The following is a 12,750-nucleotide window of genomic DNA, read 5'->3' on the forward strand; positions in this document are numbered from 1 at the left end:
ATGTGCGCGGCGCCCCTATCGTAGCAGGCGAGCAAGGCCGCGCTGCGGTGGGAACCGTCACGCAACCCGCCTGTTACCGCGTGACGGTGAGCGTGCCGGTCATGCCGTCGTGCAGCGGATATCGCTCGCGAACGCGATCGAGACCATTGACGGGCAAGCGCCGACCATTCGGACGCGTACGCCTCGACGCATGCGTCGATCGGCACGATCAGCGGCGTCGCCAGCCTGCCAAACCCGCCCGCAGCGCCAGCCCGGCGAGCCAGCCCGTGGCCGCGCCGATGCTGAGCACGGGCAGGAGGAAGAGCAGCCAGGGCAAGAGCAGCCGCCAGGTGGCGCCGTCGCTCCGCAGCAAGGCGACGAGCAGCCAGAGCAGCACGAGGCTGGCCGCGGCCAGTCCGGCGTAGATGCCGAGCGGCAGCCAGTCCACGGCGCGGCGCGCCGGCGCGGCGGCGCTACGCGGGCTCGCCATTGCGGTGCTCCTCCGTCCGCGGCGCGACGCCGGCAAAGCGCCCGCAGCCGCCGATCGCCTCGGTGCGCGGGTCGAGATCCGGCGCGAAGCGGTCGGGCGCGGGATCGGCCGTGATCTGCACCACCTGCTTCACCATGTTCTCGCCGGGATAGCCGGGGGCGATCAGTCGCAACGGCGCCCCGTGCTCCCGGATCAGCGCTTCGCCGTTCACGTGCGTGGCGAGCAGGGCGTTGGCGCCCAGCAGTCGGTGCGTAGGCCAGGGCACGCGGTAGTTGGTGGCGCTGCGGAAGCTGAGCTGTTTTGCGCCCGCCGTGCCGCCGGCAAGCCCCAGCACGTCGCGCACCAAATAGCCACGCCAGACGTTGACCGAGCTCCAGCCGGAGACGCAGCTCGTGCGGATGCGTTGCTCGTATACGGGCAGCGTTGCCAGGTCCGCCAGTGTGAAGCTGCCGGGCCGCACCACCGCGCCGTCGATCTGCAGGCGGAAGGCCGCCGGGTCGATCGCCTTGTCGCCGAACAGTGTCTCAATCGGGAAGGACTGCGCCTTGCTCGCGCCCTTCGGCCCGCGGGCGATGAAGAACGGTCCGACCTGGCCGTGCGCGAGCGGCCCGTTCTGCGTCGCCAGCGCCAGACCGACGCCGCTCAGCGAGACGGCGGCAAGGAAACCGCGCCGCGTGTACACGGCCTGCTTGCCGGCATTGGTTTGCAGCAGACTGTCGCGCCGCGCCTTCACGGCGCGCGCCGACTCGAACAGGTGGCTGCCGAGATGCAGCCCAAGCAGCGGCACGGCGAGGAACGCGGCAAGCGCGTGCGTCTGCACGGGCTTCCACTCGAACGGCGGGATGTTGGTGTGCGCGTAGTAGAGGTGCAGCAGCATGTACAGCCCGCTGATGCCGATCAGCAGGAAGTCGAGCGCCAACAGCGGCGAGGTGATGCGCGCCAGCAGCGGCGGGGCGCCGAGCCGCTTGAAGCGCGGGATGCGCAGGTAGTAACCGGCGGCACGGACCGTCGTCGTGCCGTACTTCGCCAACACGAAGGGAATGATGGCGATGCCCACGTAGAAGTGGAGGAAGCGGGTGAAGGTGAACCACGGCGGCGCGTCGTAGTAGAAGACGTACAGATAGAAGAGGGCGCCGGAAAGGAACTGCAGGGTGAGCAGCACGGCCAGGATCGCGCCGAGCTGCGCCGTCAGCAGCTGGTTCTCCGAGTACACCGCGCGCGGCGGGGTTTGCGCCGCTGCGGCGGGCAGCGGCTTCACGGCGTTCATGCGATCAGACTCCACAGCACTTCGTTCAGGGTACGAGCCGTTGCCGGCGCGCGCTCCGGTTCCCGCCGCAGCAGAGTGCAGAGTCGCTGCGCTTCCTCGCCGGTGTCCACGTCGAACTCCTCGGGCAGCAGGTGGCAGCGATTGCCATGCTCGCGCACCAGCCGCAGCGTCTCCGCGAGCACCGAGGGCGTGCTCCAGTTCACGTCTTCGAAGATCCAGGGCGACGGCTGGCGCAGGCCGAGCAGATAGTAGCCGCCGTCGTGCGTCGGGCCGATCGCCACGTCGTGCGTGCGCAGTGCGGCGAACGCCCCGCGCACCCATTCCGGCCGCACGTGCGGCGCGTCGGCGCCGATCAGCACGCAGCGATCGGCGCCGCGGGCGAAGGCCCGGGCAAACGACCACTCCAGGCGCTCGCCGAAGCTCAACTCCGGCTGCTGCACCAGTTGCCAGCGCGGCGGCAGCGCCAGGCCCGCGGCCGAACCGTCAAGCGAGAGCAGGCGGCGCGCCGGCACACGGCCGGCCAGCAAGAGCGTGTCGGCGAACAACGCGGCATACAGGCGGTGCGCCTCCGCTTGCCCCAGGTCACGGACAAGCCGGGTCTTCGCCATGCCGGGCCGCGGCGCCCGGGCGAACACGATCAATGTATCCATGTATCCATGTATCCATGCCGTCTCTTCCGGCGGGTGTGGATGCCCTGCCGTGAGGGCGGCAGCGTGGGCCGCCGCGCCTCGCGTCGGGGTGGCTCTTAGAGGATGGCGGAGCGCTGCCGCCGCGACTGTCGCGGCCGTCACGGCTCGTGAGCGGCCTCACACGCGCATCCGCCGGGCTATGCATCAGCCTGAGGCGGCGTCGCGGGAATGGCCATGCTCCGAACGGTGAGCAGCGATGTACTCCCGAGCCAGCGGCTGAGGGCAGAGCCGGTGCAGACGCCCTGGCGGCGAGGCAGGGCCAGGAGCGCGGCGACGCACACGCCCCGCCGCGTGAGGCCGCGGACAAGGGGCGGCCTGTCCACGGCGTTACTGCGGAGCAGCGCCGTTTCGCAACGCGCCGTACGTCGTACACGTGGTACACGTCGTACAAGGAGCTACCGTATGGATCTGCGTACCCTGCAACGCCCGCTCAAAGAACGCTACCGCGCCGACCCGGCCAGCGCCCGCATCACGCTGCGCGCCGAGGGCAGCCAGCCGAAGACGCCGATGGCCTGATCGGTGGAGCTCGGACGCGCCATCTACCAGGCCGAGGCGCACAGCGGCGTGGGCGGCCCCGGCACTGCCGCCCGCTCCGGCGACCTGCTGCTGGGGGCGCTGGCGGCCTGCGCCCAGGTCACCTGCCAGATGGTGGCCACGGCCATGGCCGTGCCCATCCGCTCGATCACCGTCGCCGTCGAGGGCGAGCTCGATCTGCGCGGTACGCTCGGCCTGGCGAAGGATGCGCCGGTCGGCTTCGATCGCATCGCCCTGAGCTTCGCCATCGATGCGCCGGAGGCGACCGCCGAGCAACTGGCGGCGCTGCGCGAGAAGACCGAGCAGTACTGCGTCGTGCTGCAAACGCTGCAGCACAGTCCGGCGATCAGCGCCGTGTGGAGCTGAGCGCAGCACCGGCCACGGCTCAGTCCACGTGCGGCCGCGGCGGTGTTTCGCGCCGCGCACGCGCCAGCAGCTCGATCACCTCCTCGTCGCTGGTCTGATCGAAGTTCTCGTACCAGCGGCCCACGGCCAGGAAGTCGGCGGGAGATTCAACACACACCAGTTCATCGACCTCAGAGCGCAGGGCGGCGGCCGTCTCCGGCGGGCAGACCGGCACGGCCAGCACAATGCGCCGCGGCCGCGCCGCGCGGATGGCGCGTATCGCAGCACGCGCGGTCACGCCCGTGGCGAGGCCATCGTCCACGAGGATGACGCTGCATCCGGCGAGATCGGGCGCCGGCAGTCCGCCGCGAAAGGCTCGCTCGCGCCGCTCCATCTCCGCGGTCTCCTCGGCGACGACGGCATCGATCTGGGCCGGCGGGATGCCGAGCAGCGCGATCGTGTCGCGATCGAGCACGCGCACACCGCCGGGCGCGATCGCCCCGATGCCCAGCTCGCGCTGCGCGGGCGCCCCCAGCTTGCGTGCCACGATCACGTCGAGCGGAGCGCCGAGCAGGCGCGCCACCTCATAGCCGACCTCGACACCGCCGCGGGGCAAGGCCAGCACGATCGCATCCGGCCCTCGGTACGCCTGCAGCAGTTGCGCGAGCCGGCGGCCGGCGTCCGCCCGATCGTGGAAGGGCCGCGGACCAAACAGCATTCGTCGCATCATCGCCATCTCCTCGATCCGATCAAGCGCAGGCAGTGTCGGCGCGTGATGGCGGAGTGCGCTCGCCTCTCCAGTGTGCGCCGCTCACCGCCGCCTGTGCATACGGCCTTCGCCCGTGGTCGCGGGCGCGGCCGGCCGGCAGACGCATGGACGGGGTGCGGCCACGCTACCTATGTCCGGCGCGGCAACTACATGCGCGGGTACATGGTGCCGAGGCCCGCCCACGGTACGCTCGAGACGAGACAGTTGCGCCTTGAACGGGCGATACGCGTTTCGTCGCCACACGGACGCGCCGTGCTCTTCAAGCACAGACAGGAGCATCGCGATGAACCGAATCGCGTGGGTGATGCAGATCCGGGACGGTAGTGAGGGGGCGCTGCGCGAGGCGCAGACGAGCATACCAGCCGATGTGCTCCAGGGCGCCGGCATCGACGGCGTGGAGTCGTTCCTGGGCAGCGGCTACTTTCTGCTGGTGCTGGAAAGCGGCAAGCAGGACTTCCAGGCCACGATGCGGCGCTTCTTCGATGAGCCGGCGGTGCAGGGCTTCTTTGATAAGCTGCGGCCGCACGTCGAGTCCGGCCTGCCGGCGCGCAACGTTGCTTACGCCGCGGCGGACGACAAGCACCCCGGCGGCAACGCCCTGGAGAGTCGCTCGTCACCGCACACGGTGACCTCGGCCGCGCTGCCGCTGGCGGCATCGGCCTTCTGCTGGACCGCCGAGGGCGGTACGGCGAATACGGGTCTTGGCGGCCGCGGCGCCGTGCGGGGAGGCAGCGTGCACGGCGGCTCTTCGCGCCCGGCCTGATCAGCCAAGCCGGCTCCCAGCACGGTCGAGCTGCGCGGCATTCGCCCGGTCGCGGCCGCGAGGAGGCGCACGATGGCCCTGTACCTGGAGCGGTACACGATTCCGCATGATCTGCCGGAGGAGGACATCGTCTACACGATGCGCCGGCTGAGCCGCGGCGACGTGCACGTCCAGCGCTGCTTCTACAGCCTGAGCGGCGGTCTGCTGTGGTGCCTCACCGATGCGCCCGACGAGGCTGCCATCCGTCGCGGCCTCGGCAGGATTCGGTTCGCCGCCACGCTGGATGCGCTCGCACCCCTGGACGGCGCCTTCGACCCACGTGCGACGCGGCCCGGCGATGTAGGCGAAGCCGCTCGCGCCCGTGGCGGCTGAGGTGGCACGAGCCGGCGAACGGTGCCGGGCGGAACCTTCGCCCAACCGGCCGCAACTCAAGCGCAACCCGCTGGAGGACGGGCGCGACTACATCGTCCTCCCGCCGTCATCCCGTCGGCATTGGCCGGAACTCGCGGCCGCGGAGGCTCCCGCTGAACCGCCTCCGCAGGAGCGCATGCATTCAGAGCCGCAGGAACAAGATCGAAGCGCTCAAGACACCTCGCAAAATCATCCTGGCTCACCCTCACATTTGGTGAAGCCAATGCCCCGACTCCCACCCGAGCGTCTCAATCCGGTCGGGCTGGCTCGCCGAAGCTACCCATTGAGCGGCGCACTTGCCGATGGCAGGGCCATCGCTCCCACTTCCGACCCCTCGTCACCAAAACCGCGGAAGAGCCGTGATGGTATCCACCGGCGGGTGGTTCGGTTGACCGATAGGCCCCTGAGCTGCCAAATGCGGTAGCCGGCGTTTCAACGGGCCTTCCAGCTCCGGCGAGGCTAGGGTCACGCTGGGAGCAGCGCCAGCGCGTCGTAGTCGGTGACGATGTCAATCATGCCGCCTATCCAGGCTCGCGTGACTTGCTCCAGCCGCGGCTTAGCTAGTCGCAGCACCCTACCGGCTACGCCCCGTGCTCGCAAAGCTGGTCAGCGCTGGCTGTACGTGCTGGCAGGACCGGAGGATGGCGATGGAACCATCAGAAGTCCAGCGCGCGGTTACAGCCGGGAGGTCGGCGGCTTCCGCCTTGGGCCTTCAAGTCGAGGGTGCGGTCGTTGTGCACAACTCGAACCGCATCGCCGTGCGCCTGATCCCTTGCAACGTTCTCGCTCGGGTCGCGCCGCTCTCGCATCAGACCGCCGACGACCTCGAAGTCGAGGTAGCTCGCCGTCTCGCCGAAACCGGTAGCCCGGTGGCTGAGCTTGAGCCTCGGGTGGCGCCGCGTGTCTATGTGCGTGACGGCTTCGCTATCACGCTGTGGACCTACTACGAGCCGGCGGCGTCCTCAGACATCGCACCGGCCGAGTACGCGCAGGCACTCGGCTGGCTCCATGCCGGCCTGCGCCAGATCGAAGTGAGCGCACCGCATTTCACCGACCGAGTCGCCGAAGCAGAGAGGCTGGTCGCTGACCGAGAGCAGACCCCAGGGCTTCTTGGCGCCGACCGGGAACTCCTCGGCAACACCCTGCGTCGCCTGAGTACCGGAATCATCGGACGCGGCACCGGCGAACAGCTATTGCACGGAGAACCGCATTTGGGCAACTTGCTTCGGACACGACAAGGGCTGCTTATCGTGGACTTCGAGACGTGCTGTCGTGGGCCAGTCGAGTTCGACATCGCCCATGGCCTCCTCCCGAGCGAAGACGGGCGCATGTTGGCTACCGAAGAAGTTTGCGAGCACTATCCGGGGGCTGACCAAGGCGTACTTGACCAGTGCCGCATCCTCATATGGGCGATGATCACGACGTGGCGCTGGCAACGAGACGACCAGCTCCCCAACGGGCGCTACTGGGCAAGCGAGGGGCTCAACCAGCTTCGGGCAGCACGCGATCGCTACGGACTGGATGTCTAGGGCGGCCAAACCGCTATGTCGCCAGCCGACTCGGCGGCCGGAAGCTGGGATGGAGGCCACCCGCCCCGCTCACTACAGGCGGTCATCGGTCAGGCGAAGTGCCCGCCGGTGGATACCATCACGGGTCTTCCTCCATTTTGGTGAACTGGCCTTGGCGGCTCCCACTGGCGGTCGGTGTGCGCCCGACTGCGGCGTGCAGCGCACCCCGAACACGTCACGGAGCGGCGTCGGCTCGGGGCATCGCGCCCATCCGGGACCGCCATCGCCAAAAACGCGGAAGACCCACCATCACCTGGCGAGGTATCCGCTCAAGGCCGCTAAGGACGGGCTCGACCTGCTGCCGGACCTGCTTGCGCTACGCGGCCGCATGCACGCCGGTCGACGAGATTCCGCGGCGATTCTGTCGGGCAGGCGAGGATCGCGCTAGACTTCGAGCGGCCTTGCCGCGGGCCGCGCAGCCGATGGCGATCCTGCTGGCGTACGCTGCGGCACTGCCAGTTTGCCAGACGCGCCGGGCGAGGCGCCGCGGAGCCCATTCGCGGTTCGGCGCCGCGGCTCTGGAGGGCTGGTGAAGGTTCGCGGTGTGATCAAGCTGCTGGAGGCCGGTGGCTGGCGTCAGGTTCACGGTCAGGGCAAAGGAAGCCATCGCAAGTTTCGGCATCCAGACCGTCCAGGGATGGTGATCGTTCCAGGACATCCCAACGACGATTTGGAGACCGGCACAGGGAACGCGATCAGGCGGCAGGCCGAACTTTGAGAGGAGAGAGGAGCGGATGTACCGCGTACATGCTGCCACCGTGTCGGTGCAAGTCCCGGTGATTCTCGAGGAGGGCGAGACGAATTGGAGCGCATTCGCCCCAAGTATCCCGGGTTGCGTGACCACCGGCCGCGATCGCGACGAGACCCTGAAGAACATGGCCGAAGCGCTCAGTTATCATCTCGACGAGACGCATCGTGACGAGTTGCAGGAATACGCGCACCTGAATCCAGAGCTGCGGCAGGCTGCAGCGATGGCGAAGGCCACGCTCTCGGTCGCTGAGGCTGCCAGTCTGGCGGGCGTCGGCTCGACCGCAATCACTGCTGCAATGCGTGATGGCGAATTGGCATGGGTTGAGACCCCAACGGAGAACGGCGCCGGCCATCGCCGTGCGCGCCGCGTCTACCGCCAGGAGCTCGAGCGCTGGGCGGCGGCGCGCCCGCAGCGTCGCAGGCGCAGCGCCTGAGCGAGACAGCTCACGCCCGATCGATCGACTCACGTAGCTACGAACGAGCCGGATCGAGTCGCGCAGCAGCGCCGCGTTACGTCCGCGCCTGGGGTCGCGCCGAGGCGGTCCAGCCGCCGTCCACCACGATCGCCTGGCCGGTGACGAAGCTCGAATCGTCGCTCACCAGCCAAAGCGCCGCGGCGGCGATGTCCTCCGGCAGGCCGGCGCGCGGGATCGGCTGCGTCCGCGCGAGTTGCCCGCGCACCACCTCCGGGTCCAGTTCGTGCGCGCGGAAGGGGTTGGCGTAGATGATCGGCGTCAACGTGCCGCCGGGGCAGATGCAGTTGGCCCGCACGAAGTGCTGCGCGTTCTCGATCGCGCAAACGCGCGTGAGCTGGATCACGCCGCCTTTGGCCGCGCCGTAGGCGCCCTGGCCGGGCATGCCCATCAGGCCGGAGACGGAGGCCGTGCACACGATTGCGCCGCCGCCGTTCTGAATCAGGTACGGCAGGGCGTGCTTCATGCCCAGCCAGACCGCCTTCAGGTCGACGGCGATGATGCGGTCGAACTGCTCCTCGGCGCAGTCGGTGATCGGCCCCTCGCCGCCGCCGATGCCGGCGTTGTTGTAGATCGCGTCGAGCTTGCCGAACGCCACGACCGCCGTGTGCACAAGCGCCCGCACATCTTCGGACTGCGTCACGTCCGTGCGCAGGAAACGGCAACTGCTTCCTAGCGCGGCGGCGAGCGCCGCGCCCTTCTCTTCCTGCAGATCGCCGAAGACGACCCGCGCCCCCTCCTGCACGAAGCGCCGCACCGTCGCCGCGCCGATGCCCGACGCTCCGCCCGTGATCACCGCGACTTTGCCGTCTAACGTTCCCATGTTGCGCAGCGTACCGCGTCTACCGGCAGGGCGACAGGGGTGATCGCTCGCGCGTCCGCGCCGGGCCGGTCCGTGCCGGCAGCGACGGGTCGCCGGCATGGATAGCACGCTCGGGAAACGGCTCCACGCGGTACGCTATGTGCATGACGATCGGGCGTCGCCGCGGCGGGCGGTGGTGGCGCTGGCTGTGGCAGTGCGCGGCCAGCACGCTGGCGCTCGCCCTCGTGGTCGCGGCGCTGCTGCCGTTGCGGCTTGACCTCGGACTGATCAACGTCGCGTTGGCGCTCTTGTTGGTTTCCGTGGCGGCCGCGGCGGCCTGGGGCTGGGTGGCCGGGCTCTACACCGCCGTACTCAGTAATCTCGCCTTCAACTTCTTCTTCGTGCCGCCGCTCTACCGCTTCACGGTGCAGCAGCCGGCGCATGTGCTGGCGCTGGCGCTGTTCCTGGTTGTGGCCGCGATCACGGCCGCGTTGCTGGCCCAGCGCCGGCAGGCCGCGCTTGAGGCACGGCACCGGGCACATGACACGCGCGTTCTGCTGGCGCTCAATCGCACCACGCGCGACCGGCCGCTGGAGGCCATTCCGGCGACGATCTGCGACCTGGTGGTGCGCGAGTTCGCGGTGGCGGCATGCACGCTCTTCGAGTACGCCACCGCGCTGCAGTGCGTGGCGCATGCGGGCACCGGCGTCGCGGCCCTCGATCCAGCCGAGCGGGGCGCGGCGGTGCGACTGACCGCTGCGCCGGCCGCACGTGGCCAGGCGCATCGTATCGAACGATTACCTGGTGTGCTGCTGCTGCCTCTGGGTGTGGAGGGAGAGGCGATCGGCGTACTTCGCCTGCAGCTCGGTGAGCACCCGCTCTCGGAGGCACAGGAGTCGCTGCTGGAGTCCTTTGCCGATGAGGCAGCGGCCGCCCTGCACCGCGCCGCGCTCGCCCAGGCCGCTGAGCAGGCGGTGTTGCTGCAAGAGACCGACCGCCTGCGTTCGGCCCTGCTCTCCTCAGTCTCCCACGATCTGCGCACACCGCTCACCGCGATCAAGACTGCCGCGGCCAACCTGCGCGCGGGCGACGTGAAGTGGAGCGCGGCGGCGCGCGCCGAGTTTCTGGGGGCGATCGAGACGGAGGCCGACCGGCTCACCCGGCTGGTGACGAACCTGCTCGATCTCTCACGCATCGAAGCAGGGACATTGCGACTCGACCTCGACTGGAACGACCTGGAGGAGTTGCTGCGCGCGGCCGCGTTCAGTGCCGAGCGAACCGAGCCGGGGCGCACGATCGCGGTGCAGATCGACCGGCCGCTGCCCTTCCTGCGCTTCGACTACGTGCTGATCGATCGCGTCGTTTCGAACCTGCTGGAGAATGCGCTGAAACATTCGCCGCCCACCTCGCCGGTGAGTGTCGCCGTGGCGGCCTGCCCGACCGAGGTGCGCGTGACGGTATGCGATCAGGGGTCGGGCATCCCGCCGGCCGAGCGTGAGCGCGTCTTCGCGCCGTTCTACCGCGGCGCGAAGGAAGCTGGAGGGGGCGGCAGCGGCCTGGGACTGGCGATCTGCCGCGGCATCGTCGCCGCGCACGGCGGCCGGATCTTCGTGGAAGAAGCGCCGAGCGGCGCAGCGCTGACGTTCTGTCTGCCCCGCACCGCGATCGGCGATCCGTTTACCGTCTTCGCCTGGGCCAAGACCGGCCCGAACGATCAACCCACCGAGGCCGCCTCAAGCGGCGATCAAACGCCTCCTCGCACGGCAACAGCGGTGGCCGAGGACCGGGCTTCCGACTTCCGATCGCTGGCTCCGCGGCCTGAGGAGCCGGGGCCATGAGCGGCGCCCGTGTGCTGGTGGTCGACGACGAGCCTCGGGTGCTCCGCCTGCTACGCACGGCGCTGGGCGAGCGGGGCTACGACGTGACGGCGGCGGCCAGCGGCGAAGAGGCGCTGGCCGCGCTCGATCGGCGGCTGCCGGACGTGATCGTGCTCGACGTGGTGATGCCGGGTACGAGCGGGCTGGAGGTCTGCCGCCGCGTGCGCGAACGCAGCGCGGTGCCGATCATTGTGCTCTCGGCGCGGGGGGAAGAGCGCGACAAGGTCGCGGCGCTCGATCTGGGCGCGGATGACTACCTGACCAAGCCGTTCGGCATGGAAGAGTTGCTGGCGCGCATCCGCGTGGCGCTGCGCCATGCCGTGGGCGGCGTCGGCCGTGCAGACGCCGTGTTCGGCACCGGCGCCCTGCGCGTCGACTTCGCGCAGCGGCGCGTCTGGCGCGACGACGAGGAGATCCACCTGACGCCAACGGAGTACGACCTGCTCAAGTTCCTGGTGCAGAACGCCGACCGCGCCCTCACGCACGGCATGATCCTGCGCGCCGTCTGGGGTCCCGAGTACGCCGGCGAGAGCCAGTACCTGCGCGTGTACGTGCCGCAACTGCGCCGCAAGATCGAGCCGGACCCGTCGCGCCCGCGCTACCTCCTCACCGAGCCGGGCGTCGGCTACCGCTTTCAGACGCAGGAGACGGGGTAGCGCGAGGTCTCTCTGGCTGGTCCCACAAGCATCCCAGCCTTGTCCCGCAGGGAGACGGCGTCATAGCCGCAAACGCGAACGCCGAGATGGTGCGCACGCATGTCGTGTTGCCGAAGGATCTCGTCGATCAGATCGACGCACGCGCCGGCGCCCAGCAGCGCAGCGAGCTCATCGCTGAGGTGATGACCGAGTGGCTGCGGCGGCTGAACCTGCTCGAAGCCGCCGATGCGTTTGCCGGCTCATTGAAAGACGTTGACACGCCGAAAGACGTTGACACGCCCGGTTGGAACACGCCGAAGGAGACGAGTGCCTGGGTCGGTGCCTCGCACGCCCTCGATGACCAGCGCTGGCGGGAGAAGCGGGGGCCGGAGTGAAGCGCTACCTGCTGGATACGACAACCATCATCGACCTCGCAAAAGGAGCAGGGGCCGCGCCGCAGCGGCTCCGCCGGGCCATCTCGGCCGGCGATGAGCTCGGTGTCTGCCCGGTGATCGTGTGCGAATTTGAAGCTGGCCTTCTGTCCGCCGATCGGCTTGTCTGGGAAGGGCTGCTGCAACGTTTGCAATTCTGGCCGATCTCGCTCGAAGCCGCGCAGCACGCCGCTGCCGATCGATGTGCGTTCGCTCGCCGCGGTATCCGCCTTTCGAGCACTGATGCGCCGATCGCGGCCGTCGCGCGCGAGTTCGACGCGGTGCTCGTGACCGGCAACGTCAAGGACTTTCCTCAGACCGATCTGCAGGTTGTCTCCTGGCGGCGGTAGGGTGCCCGCATCGCCGGCCAACAGGGACGGGAAGGCGCCTGCCTCGCCGGCACGGCAGACGATCCTGTTCCCGCACCGGTGCGCCTCTGGCAGGGCGAAGCCCACCGGCCCGGCATCTACGATCTCGAAGTCGACACCTCGCTCCTCAGCCCGGAAGCCTGCGCCGAGCGCATCCGGCGGCGGCTCGAGGACGGCCCCGAAGGCACAGCTGTCCAGCGTCTCATGGGGCGAACCGCCGACTGAGATCGCCGCCCGCATGGTCCGTCGCCGAGCGCCGTTACCCGCGCCACCAAACGTTTGCAGCTTCTTGATGCGCCTCGGCGCTGCGGTGCAGTCATTGACGGTGAATCCTACGCTCCAGCAAACCTTTGCAGCTTCTTTATGCGTCTCGTCACAATCCTTGCCGTGCCTTTGCGCCCGCGCGGCTAGCGTGAGCTGGGACCGGCGGCCCTGTGGCCGTGCGGCCGTGCGATCGGAGCGTCCGGGACTGGCGGGAGGCGCGGAGATGACGTCGAAGGGGTTGGCCCGGCCGGCGGCGCGGCCGGAGCCGTTCGCGAGGTCGCCACGTTGCGGCGCTTTTGAGGACAGCCCACGGACAAACCAGGCATGGCGGCCGG

At 69.4% G+C, this 12,750-nt stretch carries 16 protein-coding genes; 11 read left to right on the plus strand and 5 right to left on the minus strand.

Translation table 11 applies throughout. From position 1 onward, the window contains the following. Nucleotides 1–208: 208 nt before the first annotated feature. Genes VKV26_08265 through VKV26_08275 form a run of 3 tightly spaced genes read right to left on the minus strand, consistent with a single transcriptional unit; the run spans nt 209 to nt 2,386 of the window. Nucleotides 209–469, minus strand: a complete 261-nt coding sequence (locus VKV26_08265) for a hypothetical protein (protein ID HLZ69887.1) — start codon at nt 467–469, stop codon at nt 209–211. Further along, nucleotides 453–1,736 (minus strand): molybdopterin-dependent oxidoreductase, encoded by a 1,284-nt coding sequence (locus VKV26_08270; protein HLZ69888.1) that lies wholly within the window; start codon nt 1,734–1,736, stop codon nt 453–455. Before VKV26_08270 ends, VKV26_08265 begins: the two co-directional genes overlap by 17 nt. After that, nucleotides 1,733–2,386 (minus strand): TIGR04282 family arsenosugar biosynthesis glycosyltransferase, encoded by a 654-nt coding sequence (locus tag VKV26_08275; protein HLZ69889.1) that lies wholly within the window; start codon nt 2,384–2,386, stop codon nt 1,733–1,735. Before VKV26_08275 ends, VKV26_08270 begins: the two co-directional genes overlap by 4 nt. Before the next feature lie 558 nt (nt 2,387–2,944). Here VKV26_08275 and VKV26_08280 point away from each other — a divergent pair. Further along, nucleotides 2,945–3,325, plus strand: coding sequence for an OsmC family protein (locus VKV26_08280; GenBank protein ID HLZ69890.1), 381 nt, complete (start codon nt 2,945–2,947; stop codon nt 3,323–3,325). Nucleotides 3,326–3,344: 19 nt separating this feature from the next. Here VKV26_08280 and VKV26_08285 read toward each other — a convergent pair whose 3' ends face one another. Then, on the minus strand, nt 3,345–4,034 hold the full coding sequence (locus VKV26_08285) for a phosphoribosyltransferase (GenBank protein HLZ69891.1): 690 nt from the start codon (nt 4,032–4,034) through the stop codon (nt 3,345–3,347). Between the two features lie 322 nt (nt 4,035–4,356). Here VKV26_08285 and VKV26_08290 point away from each other — a divergent pair, with 322 nt between their 5' ends. The 5 genes from VKV26_08290 to VKV26_08310 all read left to right on the plus strand — a co-directional run bounded on the left by VKV26_08290 (nt 4,357) and on the right by VKV26_08310 (nt 7,999). Continuing rightward, nucleotides 4,357–4,836 (plus strand): hypothetical protein, encoded by a 480-nt coding sequence (locus VKV26_08290; protein ID HLZ69892.1) that lies wholly within the window; start codon nt 4,357–4,359, stop codon nt 4,834–4,836. A gap of 72 nt (nt 4,837–4,908) precedes the next feature. Beyond that, entirely contained in the window at nt 4,909–5,208 is a 300-nt protein-coding gene (locus VKV26_08295; protein ID HLZ69893.1) for a hypothetical protein, read from the plus strand. A 686-nt stretch (nt 5,209–5,894) separates the two neighbouring features. Further along, nucleotides 5,895–6,776, plus strand: a complete 882-nt coding sequence (locus VKV26_08300) for a phosphotransferase (protein ID HLZ69894.1) — start codon at nt 5,895–5,897, stop codon at nt 6,774–6,776. A 583-nt stretch (nt 6,777–7,359) separates the two neighbouring features. After that, complete coding sequence (locus tag VKV26_08305; GenBank protein ID HLZ69895.1) at nt 7,360–7,533, plus strand: type II toxin-antitoxin system HicA family toxin; 174 nt, start codon at nt 7,360–7,362, stop codon at nt 7,531–7,533. 16 nt (nt 7,534–7,549) lie between these two features. After that, complete coding sequence (locus tag VKV26_08310; protein HLZ69896.1) at nt 7,550–7,999, plus strand: type II toxin-antitoxin system HicB family antitoxin; 450 nt, start codon at nt 7,550–7,552, stop codon at nt 7,997–7,999. 76 nt (nt 8,000–8,075) lie between these two features. Here the strand turns inward: VKV26_08310 and VKV26_08315 are convergent, their stop codons facing one another. Next, the gene (locus tag VKV26_08315; protein ID HLZ69897.1) at nt 8,076–8,861 is read right to left on the minus strand and encodes a glucose 1-dehydrogenase; all 786 of its coding nucleotides are present in this window, start codon (nt 8,859–8,861) and stop codon (nt 8,076–8,078) included. A 143-nt stretch (nt 8,862–9,004) separates the two neighbouring features. Here VKV26_08315 and VKV26_08320 point away from each other — a divergent pair, with 143 nt between their 5' ends. The 5 genes from VKV26_08320 (at nt 9,005) to VKV26_08340 (ending at nt 12,376) form a co-directional block, all read left to right on the plus strand. Then, on the plus strand, nt 9,005–10,678 hold the full coding sequence (locus VKV26_08320) for an ATP-binding protein (GenBank protein HLZ69898.1): 1,674 nt from the start codon (nt 9,005–9,007) through the stop codon (nt 10,676–10,678). Continuing rightward, on the plus strand, nt 10,675–11,373 hold the full coding sequence (locus VKV26_08325) for a response regulator transcription factor (protein ID HLZ69899.1): 699 nt from the start codon (nt 10,675–10,677) through the stop codon (nt 11,371–11,373). Before VKV26_08320 ends, VKV26_08325 begins: the two co-directional genes overlap by 4 nt. 86 nt (nt 11,374–11,459) lie before the next feature. Further along, nucleotides 11,460–11,747 (plus strand): hypothetical protein, encoded by a 288-nt coding sequence (locus tag VKV26_08330; protein ID HLZ69900.1) that lies wholly within the window; start codon nt 11,460–11,462, stop codon nt 11,745–11,747. Continuing rightward, nucleotides 11,744–12,133 carry a type II toxin-antitoxin system VapC family toxin gene (locus tag VKV26_08335; protein HLZ69901.1) on the plus strand — a complete coding sequence of 130 codons (390 nt, stop codon included), beginning with the start codon at nt 11,744–11,746 and terminating at the stop codon, nt 12,131–12,133. The genes VKV26_08330 and VKV26_08335 overlap by 4 nt, the downstream gene beginning before the upstream one ends. 78 nt (nt 12,134–12,211) lie before the next feature. Beyond that, entirely contained in the window at nt 12,212–12,376 is a 165-nt protein-coding gene (locus VKV26_08340) for a hypothetical protein (protein ID HLZ69902.1), read from the plus strand. Nucleotides 12,377–12,750: the final 374 nt, after the last annotated feature.

This window comes from Dehalococcoidia bacterium, from assembly GCA_035310145.1.
Lineage (GTDB): Bacteria > Chloroflexota > Dehalococcoidia > CAUJGQ01 > CAUJGQ01 > CALFMN01.

Excerpts from the sequence above, each read along its gene's own strand:
- VKV26_08265 (HLZ69887.1), bottom strand. The coding sequence starts at position 469 with ATGGCGAGCCCGCGTAGCGCCGCCGCGCCGGCGCGCCGCGCCGTGGAC.
- VKV26_08270 (HLZ69888.1), bottom strand. The coding sequence starts at position 1,736 with ATGAACGCCGTGAAGCCGCTGCCCGCCGCAGCGGCGCAAACCCCGCCG.
- VKV26_08275 (HLZ69889.1), bottom strand. The coding sequence starts at position 2,386 with ATGGATACATTGATCGTGTTCGCCCGGGCGCCGCGGCCCGGCATGGCG.
- VKV26_08285 (HLZ69891.1), bottom strand. The coding sequence starts at position 4,034 with ATGATGCGACGAATGCTGTTTGGTCCGCGGCCCTTCCACGATCGGGCG.
- VKV26_08290 (HLZ69892.1), top strand. The coding sequence starts at position 4,357 with ATGAACCGAATCGCGTGGGTGATGCAGATCCGGGACGGTAGTGAGGGG.
- VKV26_08295 (HLZ69893.1), top strand. The coding sequence starts at position 4,909 with ATGGCCCTGTACCTGGAGCGGTACACGATTCCGCATGATCTGCCGGAG.
- VKV26_08300 (HLZ69894.1), top strand. The coding sequence starts at position 5,895 with ATGGAACCATCAGAAGTCCAGCGCGCGGTTACAGCCGGGAGGTCGGCG.
- VKV26_08310 (HLZ69896.1), top strand. The coding sequence starts at position 7,550 with ATGTACCGCGTACATGCTGCCACCGTGTCGGTGCAAGTCCCGGTGATT.
- VKV26_08315 (HLZ69897.1), bottom strand. The coding sequence starts at position 8,861 with ATGGGAACGTTAGACGGCAAAGTCGCGGTGATCACGGGCGGAGCGTCG.
- VKV26_08320 (HLZ69898.1), top strand. The coding sequence starts at position 9,005 with ATGACGATCGGGCGTCGCCGCGGCGGGCGGTGGTGGCGCTGGCTGTGG.
- VKV26_08325 (HLZ69899.1), top strand. The coding sequence starts at position 10,675 with ATGAGCGGCGCCCGTGTGCTGGTGGTCGACGACGAGCCTCGGGTGCTC.
- VKV26_08330 (HLZ69900.1), top strand. The coding sequence starts at position 11,460 with ATGGTGCGCACGCATGTCGTGTTGCCGAAGGATCTCGTCGATCAGATC.